At 70.1% G+C, this 15,770-nt stretch carries 11 protein-coding genes and 5 tRNA genes; 7 read left to right on the top strand and 9 right to left on the bottom strand.

All coding sequences use genetic code 11. The features are described 5' to 3' along the window. Positions 1 to 45: 45 nt before the first annotated feature. Together ACZ58V_RS22850 and bldC are read left to right on the top strand one after the other, a co-directional pair. Entirely contained in the window at positions 46 to 891 is an 846-nt protein-coding gene (locus ACZ58V_RS22850) for a DUF8083 family protein (protein ID WP_471291848.1), read from the top strand. A gap of 597 nt (positions 892 to 1,488) precedes the next feature. Then, complete coding sequence (gene bldC, locus ACZ58V_RS22845; protein ID WP_003949541.1) at positions 1,489 to 1,695, top strand: developmental transcriptional regulator BldC; 207 nt, start codon at positions 1,489 to 1,491, stop codon at positions 1,693 to 1,695. A gap of 381 nt (positions 1,696 to 2,076) precedes the next feature. On the opposite strand, the gene ACZ58V_RS22840 is transcribed toward bldC, so the two are convergent. The 3 genes from ACZ58V_RS22840 to hrpA all read right to left on the bottom strand — a co-directional run bounded on the left by ACZ58V_RS22840 (position 2,077) and on the right by hrpA (position 6,637). Next, complete coding sequence (locus ACZ58V_RS22840; protein ID WP_468196703.1) at positions 2,077 to 2,286, bottom strand: DUF6274 family protein; 210 nt, start codon at positions 2,284 to 2,286, stop codon at positions 2,077 to 2,079. Positions 2,287 to 2,499: 213 nt separating this feature from the next. Then, positions 2,500 to 2,574, bottom strand: a tRNA-Asp gene (locus ACZ58V_RS22835). Positions 2,575 to 2,668: 94 nt separating this feature from the next. Further along, positions 2,669 to 6,637, bottom strand: coding sequence for an ATP-dependent RNA helicase HrpA (gene hrpA, locus ACZ58V_RS22830; protein WP_471291846.1), 3,969 nt, complete (start codon positions 6,635 to 6,637; stop codon positions 2,669 to 2,671). A gap of 171 nt (positions 6,638 to 6,808) precedes the next feature. On the opposite strand from hrpA, the gene ACZ58V_RS22825 reads away from it, so the two are divergent. Continuing rightward, on the top strand, positions 6,809 to 8,290 hold the full coding sequence (locus ACZ58V_RS22825; RefSeq protein WP_471291843.1) for an FAD-dependent monooxygenase: 1,482 nt from the start codon (positions 6,809 to 6,811) through the stop codon (positions 8,288 to 8,290). A gap of 67 nt (positions 8,291 to 8,357) precedes the next feature. Here ACZ58V_RS22825 and ACZ58V_RS22820 read toward each other — a convergent pair. From ACZ58V_RS22820 to ACZ58V_RS22805, 4 genes are all read right to left on the bottom strand, one after another. Then, a tRNA-Phe gene (locus tag ACZ58V_RS22820) sits at positions 8,358 to 8,431 on the bottom strand. 24 nt (positions 8,432 to 8,455) lie between these two features. Further along, positions 8,456 to 8,530: transfer RNA gene (locus ACZ58V_RS22815), tRNA-Asp, on the bottom strand. Between the two features lie 37 nt (positions 8,531 to 8,567). Next, positions 8,568 to 8,640: transfer RNA gene (locus tag ACZ58V_RS22810), tRNA-Glu, on the bottom strand. An 80-nt stretch (positions 8,641 to 8,720) separates the two neighbouring features. Beyond that, positions 8,721 to 10,304, bottom strand: coding sequence for a metallophosphoesterase family protein (locus ACZ58V_RS22805; RefSeq protein WP_471291840.1), 1,584 nt, complete (start codon positions 10,302 to 10,304; stop codon positions 8,721 to 8,723). An 83-nt stretch (positions 10,305 to 10,387) separates the two neighbouring features. On the opposite strand from ACZ58V_RS22805, the gene ACZ58V_RS22800 reads away from it, so the two are divergent. From ACZ58V_RS22800 to ACZ58V_RS22785, 4 genes are all read left to right on the top strand, one after another. After that, positions 10,388 to 10,738, top strand: coding sequence for a metallopeptidase family protein (locus ACZ58V_RS22800; protein WP_184593542.1), 351 nt, complete (start codon positions 10,388 to 10,390; stop codon positions 10,736 to 10,738). Between the two features lie 87 nt (positions 10,739 to 10,825). Beyond that, positions 10,826 to 11,359 carry a hypothetical protein gene (locus ACZ58V_RS22795; protein ID WP_471291837.1) on the top strand — a complete coding sequence of 178 codons (534 nt, stop codon included), beginning with the start codon at positions 10,826 to 10,828 and terminating at the stop codon, positions 11,357 to 11,359. 323 nt (positions 11,360 to 11,682) lie between these two features. Beyond that, entirely contained in the window at positions 11,683 to 13,848 is a 2,166-nt protein-coding gene (locus ACZ58V_RS22790) for a DEAD/DEAH box helicase (protein ID WP_471291834.1), read from the top strand. 154 nt (positions 13,849 to 14,002) lie between these two features. Further along, a tRNA-Lys gene (locus ACZ58V_RS22785) sits at positions 14,003 to 14,075 on the top strand. Between the two features lie 59 nt (positions 14,076 to 14,134). Here ACZ58V_RS22785 and ACZ58V_RS22780 read toward each other — a convergent pair. After that, a complete protein-coding gene (locus ACZ58V_RS22780; RefSeq protein ID WP_468196689.1) occupies positions 14,135 to 14,995 on the bottom strand; it encodes an RNA polymerase sigma factor SigF in 861 nt (286 codons plus the stop codon). 206 nt (positions 14,996 to 15,201) lie between these two features. Beyond that, complete coding sequence (locus tag ACZ58V_RS22775; protein ID WP_468196687.1) at positions 15,202 to 15,705, bottom strand: MarR family transcriptional regulator; 504 nt, start codon at positions 15,703 to 15,705, stop codon at positions 15,202 to 15,204. Between the last annotated feature and the right edge of the window lie 65 nt (positions 15,706 to 15,770).

Below are 15,770 nucleotides of genomic sequence, written 5' to 3'. Positions count from 1 at the left end.
GGGTTCGGCAGGTTTTCGCGACGGAGCGCGGGGGAGGGAGCAGGCGTGCCCAAGGTGTCCTCGGTGATCGTCCCCTACGCGACCTACCTGCGCGTGTACGAACCGCTGGCCGCCTTCGCCGAGCCGGAGCGCAGCCACTGGGCCCGCTACGCGCGTCGTACGGACCGACCCTCGTACCAGGACGAACTCCGTCGGGCCCTGGCCGACTTGGCGCCCACCCCGCCGGTCCCGGTGCCGGTGCACGAGAGCGAGGACGCCTTCGTGCTCGATGTCGACGGCGTCGTCTGCGTCTGCCCCTGGCGCACCCGGCTGCGCGGCTGGCAGGCCCTGGACGAGCTCTCCGAGGAGCTCCCGCAGCCCGTCCTGGACGTGGTCCTGCCGCCCCTCCTGCGGAACCAGGCCGCCCAGGACTACGAGCGCTGGCTGGCGATCAACCCGGACGCCCGGCCGTGGATCCGTACGGCGACCTGGCAGGTGCCGATCAACTGGTTCGTGCTGGTCTCCGACGAGGAGCGTGAGTACGACAAGGGGGCCTCGGTCGACAGCCCGCCGGTGCTGCGCTACCGCACGCCGATGGTCCAGGCCCGGCGGCGCGTGGCCCGGGGCCTGCGGGCTCTGAAGGAGGCCATGGACGAGGGGCCGCTGATCGACGGCCTGGTGGACGTCGGACGCTGGCTGGAGGAGTTCCACCCGCGCTCGCTCGTGGAGCTGGACTACGGCGGTCTGGTGCACGCCGTGCCGGCCGGGGCGCTGGAGGACGACCACTCGGCGGCGGACGTGGCGGAGGGGATCGCCGCGCTGCGCCGGGGCGACGGGACGGCCGCGGGCGCGGCGTACGGGCGGCTGGTGGAGCGGTGGCGTTCCGTGCGGGATCTGCGGTCGGCCAACTGACCTCTGACCTTGAGATCCCTACGGACGGCTCGCGGTCGGTCACGAACTGACGTTTGACGAACCGCCCGATTTGAGGTTTTGTCCTCGCACCGAGTTCCTGAAGCGGACTGTGCGTTTCCTGAGGCTTCGTCAGCAAGGGACGTAGGACCCGATCCGGGCGTACCTCTCAAGCAGGCCAAGCGTGACGGACTACACGTACGTGGCTCTTGCGCCCCTTGCCCCTCCTCATGCCAAAATAGGACAAGGAGTCCGGGGGGCTCCTTCCGTCCCGTAGTGCTGCACTATGGGCGGAATCTCAGCATTACACGCTTTGGGGGGTCTCGTGACTCCTGATCGCCGCTGTGACTGATCGTCACAGCGGCGTGACTGTCCGCTATGGCATGGTCCATCGGCTTCCGTCGCTGATGAACACCTGGAGGGGCAATTCCATCGGTTTGGCCGACGAGGCTGGACGGATGGTGTAGTTGTAGTGCCGAGGACAAGCCGTTCGTCCTATAACCGACTCGACTCGCGTCCGCCATTTCGGGCAACGCGGGTCAAGGTGCAGAATTTAGAGGAAAGAACCGAGAAGGTTCGGTTCTCCCGAGGAGGCCGCTCATGACCGCTCGCACCCCTGATGCCGAGCCGCTGCTGACCCCGGCTGAGGTCGCCACCATGTTCCGTGTGGACCCGAAGACGGTCACGCGGTGGGCGAAGGCCGGCAAGCTCACGTCGATCCGCACGCTCGGCGGGCATCGGCGCTACCGCGAGGCTGAGGTCCGCGCTCTGCTCGCGGGCATTCCGCAGCAGCGCAGCGAGGCCTGAACAATTGAATACCGGACAAACCGGCTGGTCCCCCACTGGCCGCGGCGTCCGGAACCCTAGCTCCAAGCGACGCGGGTCCTGCCCCAACAGGCCCCACGCCCAAGCCAGTCAGAGCTTCGCGGGCATGTAACAGGGTGCGTCGTAGATCGCGTTGGACTCCGCCGGGTCCAGCGCGATCTTTTTTGTGCGCCGACCGTCGGTCTTCCGGGCCTGCTGTGAGCGGCCTTGTCGGAGTCTGAGGAGGGGTGTCGGATCTCCTGTGCGCAGCGCCCCGGGGTGGAGTGCAATTGCACATATTAAATTGACCTGTTGTAGGTGGGGTGTAAGTACCGTACTTTCCAAAACTCATGCAGTGACACCCGTCACATACCAATCGGCTTGTTAGCCCTGACGCCGGTGCGGTAGGGGAGCCTTCGGCTCCAGCACCCCACGCTCGGGCGGGTGTTGAGGCCGGCCCGGAGCGGACTCCATCGCCAGCCGCAGCAGTCGGTGGCAGATCGGGCAGTGGCGCGTGAGGTGCCGGTACGACGACGCGGCTGACAGGTGCGCGCGAAGCAGGGCCCGCGTCTCGTGCCTAGCCGATGCCGCCATACGCCACCTCCAGAGGGCCGCACGGGGAACGGCCCTGGTTTCTGGGTACCGAGCGAACGAGGGGCCGTCAAGACGGCGTGGGGGAGCCCTGGAGGTTCCTGCGGAGGTCAAGGCGCGCAAAAGAGCCCGGATCCGAGGATCCGGGCTCTCTCGCTGCAGGCATGAGAAAGGGCCCGCGTCCCTTGCGGGATGCGGGCCCTTCTCGCTTCACTGCGGTCCTGACGGGATTTGAACCCGCGGCCTCCACCTTGACAGGGTGGCGAGCACTCCAAACTGCTCCACAGGACCAGGTTTCGCGGCGCCATTCGTGCGTTGCGCTGCGAGAAGAGACTGTACAGGAGGGGTGGGGCCCCGCGCGAACTCACCCAACGCGCACGGGCGATTACGGGACAGCCGCGTCGATCGCCTTGACGATCCGCTTGTCGGAGACGGGGTACGCCGTGCCCAGCGCATGGGCGAAGTAGCTGACCCGGAGCTCCTCGATCATCCAGCGGATGTCCAGGACCGACGACGGGACCGGCCGGCCCTGCGGCATCTGCTCCAGCAGCCAGGCGTACTCGTCCTGCATCTCGTGGACCTTCTGCATCCGCGTCGTGTCCCGTTGGACGTTCGCCGGCATCTGCTGCAGACGCCGGTCCACCGCCACCAGATAGCGCATCAGGTCCGGCTGGCGCCGCAGCCCCGCCTCCGTCACGAAGCCCGGCTTCACGAGGGCGTCCAGTTGCTTGCGTACGTCCTGGAGGTTCGGCAGCAGCGCGGGGCTGCGTACGCCCTTCAGGCGGCGCTCACAGGCCTGCCAGGCGGCCAGGACCTGCTGCACCTGGCCCACCGTACGGACCGTGGTGTCGACGATCTCCGCGCGGACCTTGTCGTACAGCTTCCGGTACGACTCCTCGTCCCACGCCGGCCCGCCGAAGTCCGCGATCAGCTTGTCGGCGGCCGCCATCGCGCAGTCGTCGAACAGGCCCTGGATGGAGCCGTGCGGGTTCGCGGACAGCGCCAGCTTCTGCGCGTTCGTCAGCTTCTCGGAGGCGAACTTCGCCGGGTTCACCGGGATGTTGCGGAGGATCAGGCGGCGCGTGCCCTTCCACATGGCCCGCACCTGCTCGGCCTCCGTGTCGAAGAGGCGTACCGAGACCGTGTCACCGTCGTCGACCAGCGCCGGATACGCCTTCACCGGCTGGCCGGCCCGCCGGGTCTCGAAGACGCGGGTGAGCGTGCCGATGGTCCAGTCGGTGAGGCCCTTGCGCTCCAGGGACTCGCCGCCCCGGCGCTCCGCGGTGGCGGCAGCCGCCTGGGAGAGGGCCTTGCGGGCCTTCGGCCGCAACTGCAGCTTCAGCGCCTCCAGGTCCTTGTCCTCCGCGAGTTTGCGACGCCGCTCGTCGACGATCCGGAACGTGACCTTGAGGTGCTCGGGGACCTTGGACCAGTCGAAGTCGTCCGCCTCGAAGGGGACGCCGACCATGCGCCGCAGTTCGCGGGCCATCGTCGTCGTGAGGGGCTCCTGGAGGGGGACCGCGCTGTCCAGGAACGCCTTCGCGTAGTTCGGCGCGGGGACGTAGTGGCGGCGGATCGGCTTGGGCAGGGACCGGATGAGCTCCATGACGACCTCTTCCCGCAGGCCCGGGATCTGCCAGTCGAAGCCCTCGTCCGTGACCTGGTTGAGGACCTGGAGCGGGATGTGGACGGTCACACCGTCGGCGTCCGCGCCCGGCTCGAACTGGTAGGTCACACGGAACTTGAGGTCTCCCTGGCGCCAGGAGTCCGGGTAGTCGGCCTTGGTGACCTCGCTCGCCTTCTCGTTGATGAGCATCTCGCGCTCGAAGTCGAGGAAGTCGGGCTGCTCGTGGCGCTTGTGCTTCCACCAGGAGTCGAAGTGGGCGCCGGAGACGACGTGTTCGGGGATCTTCTGGTCGTAGAAGTCGAACAGCGTCTCGTCGTCGACGAGGATGTCCCGGCGCCGGGCGCGGTGCTCCAGCTCCTCCACCTCGGTGAGGAGCCGGCGGTTGTCCGAGAAGAACTTGTGGTGCGTGCGCCAGTCGCCCTCGACGAGCGCGTTCCGGATGAACAGCTCGCGGCTGACCTCCGGGTCGATCCGGCCGTAGTTGACCTTCCGCTGCGCCACGATCGGTACGCCGTACAGCGTGACCTTCTCGTACGCCATCACCGCGGCCTGGTCCTTCTCCCAGTGCGGTTCGCTGTAGGTGCGCTTGAGGAGGTGGGCGGCGAGGGGTTCGACCCACTCGGGCTCGATCTTCGCGTTGACGCGGGCCCAGAGGCGGGACGTCTCGACGAGTTCGGCGGACATCACGAAGCGTGGGGGCTTCTTGAAGAGGGCCGAGCCGGGGAAGACCGCGAACTTGGCGTTGCGGGCGCCCAGGTATTCGTTCTTCCCTGTGCTTCTCCCGCCCTCGCCCCCGGCCTCCTTCACGTCCTTCATGCCGATGTGGGAGAGCAGGCCGGCGAGGAGGGAGACGTGGATGCGGTCGGCCGGGGCGTCGTCCTCGTTGAGGTGGATGCCCATCTGCTTCGCGACCGTGCGCAACTGCGAGTAGATGTCCTGCCATTCGCGGATGCGAAGGAAGTTGAGGTACTCCTGCTTGCACATCCGGCGGAAGGAGGACGAGCCCCGCTCCTTCTGCTGCTCGCGGATGTGGCGCCAGAGGTTGAGATAGGCCAGGAAGTCGCTGGTCTCGTCCTTGAAGCGGGCGTGCTGCTGGTCGGCCTGCGCCTGTTTGTCGGCGGGCCGCTCGCGCGGATCCTGGATGGACAGCGCGGCGGCTATGACCATGACCTCGCGGACACAGCCGTTCCGGTCGGCCTCCAGCACCATGCGGGCCAGCCGCGGGTCGACCGGCAGCTGGGCGAGCTTGCGGCCGGTCTGCGTGAGCCGCTTGCGGATGTCCTTCTGGGCCGGGTCGAAGGCGCCCAGTTCCTGGAGGAGCTGCACGCCGTCGCGGATGTTGCGGTGGTCCGGCGGGTCGATGAAGGGGAACTTCTCGATGTCGCCGAGGCCGGCCGCGGTCATCTGCAGGATGACGGAGGCGAGGTTCGTACGGAGGATCTCCGCGTCCGTGAACTCCGGGCGGGCGTTGAAGTCGTCCTCGCCGTAGAGGCGGATGCAGATGCCGTCGGACGTACGGCCGCAGCGGCCCTTGCGCTGGTTGGCGCTGGCCTGGGAGACCGGCTCGATCGGGAGGCGCTGGACCTTGGTGCGGTGGCTGTAGCGGGAGATCCGCGCGAAGCCCGGGTCGATGACGTACTTGATGCCCGGGACGGTGAGGGAGGTCTCGGCGACGTTGGTCGCCAGAACGATCCTGCGTCCGGTGTGCGGCTGGAAGACACGGTGTTGCTCCGCGTGCGACAGCCGGGCGTAGAGAGGCAGGATCTCGGTGAATCTGTACTGCTTCTTCGTGAGCGCGTCGGCCGTGTCCCGGATCTCCCGCTCGCCGGAGAGGAAGACGAGGATGTCGCCCTTGCCCTCCTTCTGGAGTTCCTCAACGGCGTCGGTGATCGCGGTGATCTGGTCGCGGTCGGCGTCGTCGGAGTCCTCTTCGAGGAGCGGCCGGTAGCGCACCTCCACGGGGTACGTACGGCCGCTGACCTCGATGATCGGGGCGTCGCCGAAGTGCCGGGAGAAGCGCTCGGGGTCGATGGTGGCCGAGGTGATGACGACCTTGAGGTCGGGCCGCTTCGGCAGCAGCTGGGCGAGGTAGCCCAGCAGGAAGTCGATGTTGAGGGACCGCTCGTGGGCCTCGTCGATGATGATCGTGTCGTAGGCGCGCAGCTCGCGGTCGGTCTGGATCTCGGCGAGCAGGATGCCGTCCGTCATCAGCTTGACGAAGGTGGCCTCCGGGTCGACCTGATCGGTGAAACGGACCTTCCAGCCGACGGCCTCGCCGAGCGGGGTGTCCAGCTCCTCCGCCACACGCTCGGCGACGGTGCGGGCGGCGATACGACGGGGCTGGGTGTGCCCGATCATTCCGCGGACGCCCCGCCCGAGCTCCATGCAGATCTTCGGGATCTGCGTGGTCTTCCCGGAACCGGTCTCGCCGGCGACGATCACGACCTGGTGGTCGCGGATGGCGTCGGCGATCGTGTCCTTCTTCTGGCTGACCGGCAACTGCTCGGGGTACGTGACCTCGGGCACGCGGGCGCGCCGCCCGGCCATCCGCTCCTCGGCCTTGGCGACCTCCGCCTCGATCTCGGCGAGCACGGCGGCCTGGGCCTCCGGCTTACGGATCTTGCGCGCACCTTCGAGCCTGCGGCCGAGCCGGTGCGCGTCGCGCAGGGACAGCTCGGTCAGGCGGGGGGCGAGGGCGCCGAGGGCGGGGGCGGAGTGCGTAGACATACGGGATCCAGGATCTCATCCCCGGGAAATCCGTGGCGAACGGTTTTGTCCCGCGGCCCGCGCCTGCTCCCCGAGGCACGGAGTGAGGTTTGACCGTTTCTCGTTCGGGCGGCGATTGCATGGCGGTGAGGTCGTACGGCAGCCGCTCACGATTGGAGGGCCTCCCGTCCCATGCCCGAAGCCACCGAAGTCCTGATCGTGGGTGCCGGTCCCACCGGTCTGATGCTCGCCGGAGACCTCGCCGCGGCGGGCGTCTCCGTCACCGTGCTCGAGCGCCGCACCGAGAGGTCGCAGCTGACCCGCGCCTTCGCGGTCCATGCCCGGACGCTCGAACTGCTGGACGCCCGGGGCATCGCCGACGAACTCGTCGCCGGCGGCGTCCAGATCGGCAAGCTCCAGATGATCGGGGACGCGCAGCTGGATCTGAGGCGGCTGCCGAGCAGATACCCGTACATGCTGCTGACCCCTCAGTACGCGACCGAGGCGGTGCTGGCGAAACGTGCCGAGGCGCTCGGTGCCGAGATGGTGGCCGGCGCGGATGTCACCGGCGTCGAGCAGGACGCCGACGGTGCGACCGTGACCGTGCTCCGGGCCGACGGCACACACCAGACACGGCGTGCCGGTTACCTGGTCGGCGCGGACGGCATGAACAGCGTCGTGCGCCGGGCGCTGGGGTTTCCGTTCCCCGGCCGGGCCGCCCTGCGCTCGGTGATGCTCGCCGATGTCCGGCTGGCCGTGCCGCAGGCCATGCCGGTGGCGAACGCGGTCCGGGAGGGGATCGCCTTCGTCTCCCCGCTCGGCGACGGCTGGCACCGGGTGGTCGCCTGGGACCGCGAAAAGGCCCTGCCGGTCGAGGCCCCTCTCGATCTGGAGGATGTGCGGACGATCACCCGCAAGGCCCTCGGGACCGACTTCGGCATGCACGACCCGCGCTGGCTGTCCCGCTTCCAGACCGACGAGCGCCAGGTGCCGCGGTACCGGCTCGGGCGGGTGCTGCTCGCGGGGGATGCCGCGCATGTGCACTCTCCGGCGGGCGGCCAGGGCATGAACACCGGTCTGCAGGACGCCGCCAATCTCGCCTGGCGGCTGGCGGCGGTGGTACGCGGGTGGGCGCCTGAGGGGCTGCTCGACGGGTATCAGGCCGAGCGGCACCCGATCGGGCGGGAAGTGATCCGGGACAGCGGCAGGATGATGCGGCTGGCGCTGATCCATTCGCCCGTGCTGAGCACCGCCATGAACCTGCTCTCGCGCGCCGCCGCCGCTCTTCCACCGGTGGCCGACCGTCTGGCGGCCAAGGCGACGGGGCTCGCCATCTCCTACCCGGCACCTTCCGGCGCCCACCCCCGCACCGGCCGGCGCGCTCCCGACCTGGAACTCGCCCAGGGCACCAGCATGGGCACGGGCTCCGCGACGCGGCTGTACGAGGCGCTGCGCGCCTGCCGGTTCGTGCTCGTCAGCCGGTTCCCCGAGGTGACGGGCTGGGAGGACCGGACGATCACCGTCACTCCGGCCGCCGGCTCGAAGGCCCCGGCGCTGCTGCTGGTCCGCCCGGACGGTTACATCGCCTGGGCCGCGGACGACCACGACCACGACGCGCTGCTGACTGCCCTGACCACATGGCTCGGCCCTCGGCAGGACGTGGCATCGACGTGAACCATGACATGACTGAGCCCCTCTCCGATCATGCCGGAGAGGGGCTCATGCCCTGAACGGGCGGCGGTGGCTGGGGCCGGGGTCGAACCGGCGACCTTCCGCTTTTCAGGCGGACGCTCGTACCAACTGAGCTACCCAGCCACGAGGTTTCACGTGAAACCTCAGCGGTCCTGACGGGATTTGAACCCGCGGCCTCCACCTTGACAGGGTGGCGAGCACTCCAAACTGCTCCACAGGACCAAGCGTGTCGTACGACAGTGTCGCACAGGGTGGTGCGTGCCCCCAACGGGATTCGAACCCGTGCTACCGCCTTGAAAGGGCGGCGTCCTAGGCCGCTAGACGATGAGGGCTATCGGCCCGCCTGCGCGCTTCTCAGCGCGTCGGGGACGTGAGAAGCATATGGGATGGCGGGACCTATCGCCAAAACGGTTTAGGGGGAGGCGGAGGGGGTGCCCTCCGTGGGGGTGCTCGGGGGGCTCGGTGACGGGTTCGCGCCGGGCTGGTTCTCCTCCGGCAGGTGGCGGCTGACCTCGGCCGTCGTGAGGCCGAGGCCGCCCAGCTCGATCTCGTCCCAGGCCTGGAGGTGGCGGGAGTCCCGGTCGAAGTACAGGATCGACGCCTCGATGGGGTCCGGGTGCCTGCCCTCGATGGCGCGCAGGCCGCTGCCGCCGGTGGAGCCCTCGATGCGCAGTCGGGTGCCGTACTTCATGACCTCCGTCTCGTCGTGGTGGAGATGGCCGGCCAGCGCCAGGGGGACCTCGCCGTCGACCTCGCGCACCGCCGCCGGTTCGTGGGCGACGGCGACGTCCACCGGGGTGCCGGCCGTGCGCTGATCGCGCAGGGCCGTGGCCAGCCGGGCACCCGCCAGTTCCTGGGACTGGGCGGCGCCGATCTGCTTCGAGCGGTCCGGCGTGTACTGCGGATCGCCGACGCCCGCGAAACGCAGACCCTTGATCGTCTTCGCCCGGCCGTCGTCCAGGACGTGGACGTTCCTCAGGTCCTCCAGGTACTGCTGGGTGAGCATCGAGTCGTGGTTGCCGCGGACCCAGACGTAGGGGGCACCGAGGTCCTCGATGGGGTCCAGGAAGCCGTTCTCGGCTGCCGTTCCGTGGTCCATGGTGTCGCCCGAGTCGACGATCACGTCCACCTTGTACTGCTCCACGAGCGAGGCGATGATCTTCCAGCTCGCCGGGTTGAGGTGGATGTCGGAGACGTGCAGGACCCGGATGGTGGAGGGGTCGGGCGCGTAGGCCGGGAGCGTCGAGGTGGCGTCGTAGAGCTTGGTCACGTTGGTGACCAGGCGGGCCAATTCCTTCTGGTAGACGTCGAATTCGGTGACGATGCTGCGCGCGTTGCCGACCAGGGAGGGGGCCGAGGTGAGCAGGCCGGAGAACTTGGGCTCCAGGACGGAGTCGGGGCGCCAGGTGGCGTAGGCCGTGCCGCCCGAGGCGGCGAGGAGGGTGAGGGCGAGGCCGCCGGCGGCGAGGGCGCGGCGGGGGCGGCGGTAGACCGCGAGGCCGAGGGCGGTGGCGCCGGCCACGACGGCGACGCTGGAGCGGACGGCCAGGTCGAGGGTGCCGCGGCCGACGTCCTCGGTGACCTCGTCCTGGAGGCCGGAAAGGCGTTCGGGGTGGTCGACCAGGGCCTGGGAGCGATCCGGGTCGAGCTGGTCGACGTTCACGTCCAGACGTACGGGGGCGTTGTGGCTGTCCAGCGCCAGGGCGCCCAGCGGCGAGACGTTGATCTTGGTGCCGCCGGTGAAGGAGGGGCGCAGGGTCATGGTGGTGTTCATCGGGCCGACCGGGACCCGGACATTGCCCACGACCAGCAGCCCCAGCCAGGCGCCGAGGAGGACGACGGCGACGAGTCCGACCGCTCGGGCCCACGGGTGCGGCTGCCGTACGAGCTCGATCGTGGTGGGCGCCTGGCGGGAGCGATAGCGGCGGGCCAGAGCGCGCGGGGGCTTGCGGATCGGGTTCAGGACACTCCGGACTGCGGCGGGGACGCGGGCCATTGATCCCGTATGCCCAAGTCCCGGGGCGGATATGCGACGCCGGATGGCTCTCGTACGGCCGGGTCGTGGCCGACAATGGGCCTGTGCTGGAGATGACGCGCGAGGAGTTCGAGGAACTGGTCGCCGAGGCGCTCGACCGGATCCCGCCGGAGCTGACGCGACTGATGGACAACGTCGCGGTGTTCGTCGAGGACGAACCGCCGGCGGACGATCCCGAGCTGCTCGGGCTCTACGAGGGGACTCCGCTGACCGACCGGGGGGAGTGGTACGCCGGTGTGCTGCCCGACCGGATCACGATCTACCGGAACCCGACCCTGCGGATGTGCGAGTCGAGGGAGGACGTCGTCGCGGAGACGGAGGTCACCGTGGTGCACGAGATCGCGCACCACTTCGGCATCGACGACGAGCGCCTTCACGCCCTGGGCTACGGCTGAGCGTGATGTGAACGCGGGGCGCGTGTCCTCTTGCGGGCGGCGGGAGTTGGAGGTGTTGACTCCATCACCCTTCCCGGAGGTGGCCCCGTGCGCCCCTTGTACGTACCCGTCCGCCTGGCCGCCACGGTCGTGGCCGTCGCCGCCGCCGCCGGCTGCATGAGCGTCGGCGACGACGGCGCGGGCGGGAGCGCCAAGCCGTCGCACTCCGCGGGGCAGCGCGCGGGGGAGGGGCCCGACGGCGGGCCGGCGGTGTCGGGCGGCGGCGCCGGCGTCGGTCCGGCGGCGGCCGACGGCAAGCACGGGCGCGGCAAGGGGAAGAAGGGCAAGAAGGGCGAGCGCGGCAGGCCCGGGGAGTCGGCGTCTCCCGAGGCGTCCCCGTCCGCCGCGGTGAGCGCGCCCGCGCCGGGAGGCGGCAAGCCGGGGAAGCCGGCCAAGCCGACGCCGAAGCCGCCGGCGCCGCCCACTCCCACCCGGACGGCCGAACCGGAGCCCACGCCGACACCGCCCGAGCCGACGACATCGCCGGAGCCGACGCCCGAGCCGTCGTCGTCGGCGCACGAGCCGCCGGGGCCGCAACTGGCGCAGCGGGAGCCGGCTCCGGAGGCGGGTGCACCGGCGTAGCCCCCCGCTGTGAGCCTCGTCGCGGCGGGAACATACTCTGGGGGTGGTCGGTTGACAGCCGACGGGAGGTTCTCCGGGCCACTGGCCTTCAGAGAGCGTCCCTGCTGTCTCCTACGGAGTCCGGTTTGCCTTACGGGGCCCGGAGTGCGTATGGTGGCAGATCGTTTGAACCCATTCTTGCCCGGCGCCACTACAGAGCGCGCCGTGTGGCGCGTACTCTCCCTTGCCGTGGTGGACCGCATTGAGGCGGTCGTATTGCGAATCGCGAATCACGGAGTTGACGGGCGCGTGCCGACGGAGACTCCGGAAGGTTTCGCATTCGCATGTCCATCGCCAGTACTGATCACGTCGTCGTGCCCGAGAACGAGGCAGCCGACACCACCCCCGAAGTGACCTTCGCCGACCTCGGTCTGCCCGAGGGCGTCGTGCGCAAGCTCGCACAGAACGGCGTGACCACCCCCTTCCCCATCCAGGCCGCGACCATTCCGGACGCCCTGGCCGGCAAGGACATCCTCGGCCGTGGCCGCACCGGCTCCGGCAAGACCCTCTCCTTCGGTCTGCCGACCCTGGCGACGCTCGCCGGCGGCCGCACCGAGAAGCACAAGCCGCGGGCCGTCATCCTCACGCCGACGCGTGAGCTCGCCATGCAGGTCGCCGACGCGCTCCAGCCCTACGGCGACGTCCTCGGCCTGAAGATGAAGGTCGTCTGCGGCGGTACGTCGATGGGCAACCAGATCTACGCCCTGGAGCGCGGCGTCGACGTCCTCGTCGCCACCCCCGGCCGGCTGCGCGACATCATCAACCGCGGTGCCTGCTCCCTGGAGAACGTGCAGATCGCCGTCCTCGACGAGGCCGACCAGATGTCGGACCTGGGCTTCCTGCCCGAGGTCACCGAGCTGCTCGACCAGGTCCCGGCGGGCGGTCAGCGCATGCTGTTCTCGGCCACGATGGAGAACGAGATCTCCACGCTGGTCAAGCGCTACCTGAGCGACCCGGTCACACACGAGGTCGACAGCGCCCAGGGCAACGTCACGACGATGTCGCACCACATCCTCATCGTGAAGCCCAAGGACAAGGCGCCGGTCACCGCCGCGGTCGCCTCCCGTAAGGGCCGCACGATCATCTTCGTCCGCACCCAGCTGGGCGCCGACCGTATCGCCGAGCAGCTCTGCGACTCCGGCGTGAAGGCCGACGCGCTGCACGGCGGAATGACGCAGGGCGCGCGCACCCGCGTGCTGGAGGACTTCAAGAAGGGCTACGTCAACGCGCTCGTCGCGACCGACGTCGCCGCCCGCGGCATCCACGTCGACGGCATCGACCTGGTGCTGAACGTGGACCCGGCCGGGGACCACAAGGACTACCTGCACCGGGCCGGCCGTACGGCGCGTGCCGGGCGCACGGGCACGGTCGTCTCCCTCTCGCTCCCGCACCAGCGGCGTCAGATCTTCCGGCTGATGGAGGACGCTGGCGTCGACGCCGGGCGCCACATCATCCAGGGCGGCGCGGCCTTCGATCCGGAGGTCGCCGAGATCACCGGCGCCCGGTCGATGACCGAGGTCCAGGCCGAGTCCGTGGGCAACTCCGCGCAGCAGGCCGAGCGTGAGGTCGCGCAGCTCACCAAGGAGCTGGAGCGGGCGCAGCGGCGTGCGAACGAGCTGCGTGAGGAGTCCGACCGGCTGCTCGCGCGGGTCGCGCGCGAGCGCGGCGAGGAGCCCGCGGCGGCCGTCGAGTCCGCCACGACCGGGGACGCTCCGGCCGGTGTCGAGGTGTCGGTTCCGGAGCAGCCGACCGCGCAGGACGTCGCGCGCGAGGAGCGTGCCGAGTCGTCGGCGCCTTCTGCGTCCGCCCCGTCGTACGAGCGCCGGGAGCGGCGCGAGGAGCGTGGCGGCGGCTACGGCCGTGACCGGTACGCCGACCGGGAGCGGTCCTTCGACCGTGACCGCGGTGGCGACCGCGGCGGGCGTTCCTTCGACCGTGACCGCGGTGGCGACCGTGGCGGGCGTTCCTTCGAGCGGCGTGACGAGCGTGGCGGCGGCTTCAACCGCGACCGCGACCGTGACCGCGGTGGCGACCGTGGCGGCGACCGTGGTGGCCGTTCCTTCGACCGCGACCGTGGCTTCCGTCGGGACGACCGTGCCGACCGGGGCGAGCGCGGGGGCTTCCGGCGTGACGACCGCGGCGGGCGTTCCTTCGACCGTGACCGCGGTGGCGACCGTGGCGGCCGGCCGTTCGAGCGGCGTGACGAGCGTGGCGGCGGCTTCAACCGCGACCGCGACCGTGACCGCGGTGGCGACCGTGGCGGCTTCCGCCGCGACGAGCGCGGTGGGCACCGGGGCAGCGACCGTCCCTTCAACCGGGACCGCCGGGACGACCGTCCGGGCTACCGCGCCGGCGGGCACGACCGCCCGAACGGCCGTCGTGACGACCACCGCGGTGGCGGCTCCTTCGGCCGCCGCGAGGACAAGCCGCGCTGGAAGCGCAACGGCTGACGCATAGCCGTGTGGAGCGCCGTGGCCCCCGCCCCGACGGGCGGACCACGGCGCTCTGCTTTCGGTCCCGTACGGTGGTGGGTGACCGGCACGATCCGATACCCGATCGGAGACTCGCCGTCGTCCGGCTATGCTCGTGGGGGCAACATCACCCGGGCCCTTAGCTCAATTGGCAGAGCAGTGGACTTTTAATCCATTGGTTGTGGGTTCGAGTCCCACAGGGCCTACCGAAGAGCCCCAGTTCAGAGAGTCTCTGAACTGGGGCTCGAGTCGTTCTCCGGGCGGCTCAGCCCGTCGTCAGCATCCCCGCCCGCAGTCGTGCCACCGTCCGGGAGATGAGGCGGGAGACGTGCATCTGGGAGATGCCGAGGCGGGCGCCGATGTCGGCCTGGGTGAGTTCTTCGACGAAGCGCAGGTGGAGGATGAGGCGCTGGCGTTCGTCGAGTTCGGCGAGCAGGGGAGCGAGGGCGTGGAAGTCCTCGACCAGTTCGAGGGCCGGATCCTCCTCGCCGATGAACTCCGAGAGCGTCGCGTCGCTTTCGTCCGCGTCGCCGCCGACCGTCGCGTCGAGGGACGAGGAAAGGTAGCCGTTCGCCGCGACCTGGGCCTCGACGACCTGCTCCTCGGTGATGTTCATCAGGGCCGCGAGTTCGGCGACCCGGGGCGCGCGGCCGAGGCGGGAGGCCAGTTCCTCGGTGGCCTTGGCGAGTTCCGTACGGGCCTCCTGCAGCCGGCGCGGCACGTGCACGGCCCAGGACGTGTCGCGGAAGAACCGCTTGATCTCGCCGACGATGTAGGGCACCGCGAAGCTGGTGAACTGCACCTCGCGGGAGACCTCGAAGCGGTCGATCGCCTTGATCAGCCCGATGATGCCGACCTGGACGACGTCCTCCATCGCCTGGCCGCTGCCGCGGAACCGGCGGGCCGCGAACCGCACCAGCGACATGTTCATCTCGATGAGCGTGTTGCGCGCGTACTGGTACTCGGGAGTGCCCTCCTCCAGTACGGCGAGCCGCTCCAGGAACTGTCCGGTCAGCCCGCGCGCGTCCTGCGGGGCGAGCTTCTGCGGCTCGGCGATCCGGGGCAGCACCTCGCTGGTCTCGATGCCGGAATCCGTCGTCGTGCCGATGCGTGTGGTCGCCGTCACGGGCCCTCCCTCGTTAGTCCCGGCCCGCTCCCATCCCCCGACAGGCCACCTCCAGCGCCGCTACCCGCAGTCGCCCGGCTCATGCCCCGCATATGCCCCATCGAGATGTAGCCCACAGTCGGCGCAGGTCGGGGCGGTGTCGGGGTACTCGCAGAAGTCTGCGACGGCACGGGACAGGAGGGTGGGGCGGCGTGGCGGGGAGGAGTTCAGGCAGACCGGGTGTCGGGCGAGCGGGAGTCGTCGGCGCTGTCGGAGGCATCGTGTATCCGGGCCGCCGCCACGTCGCAGAACGCCTCGAGACCCTGCAGCAGCGCGACCCGCTTGGCCGCGGGCATCTGGTCGAGCACCGTGCGCAGCGCCTGCTCCCGCCGTACGCGCAGATCGGCGAGGAACGTACGGCCCCGGCTGCTGAGGCGCAGGCGTACCTCGCGCCGGTCCACCGGACTCACCACGCGCTCGACGAACCCGGTCGCCTGCAGCCGGTCGCACAGCCGGCTCGTCGAGGGCGGCGTGGAGGCCAGGGAGTCGGCGAGCGTGCGCAGGTTGATGCCCTCGTGGTGTTCGAGGATGAGCAGCACGCGCAACTGGGAGGCGGAGGCGGGTGCCGTCGAGGCCCGGCCCCAGAGGACTTCCAGCAACTCCGCGGCCGTGGAGGTCACACGTGCGACCTCTGCTGGCTCAGGGCGGGGTCGGAGGGAAGTCACAGTCACACTCTCGCAGGCACCGGGATGGCCGTCAGCGTACTAGGCGCGCGGGGAGCCAGGGGTGACCCGGG

The organism is Streptomyces sp. NPDC040589 (assembly GCF_055594445.1).
The sequence above is the reverse complement of the archived record's forward strand: the minus strand, read 5'-3'. Positions and strand labels throughout refer to the sequence as shown.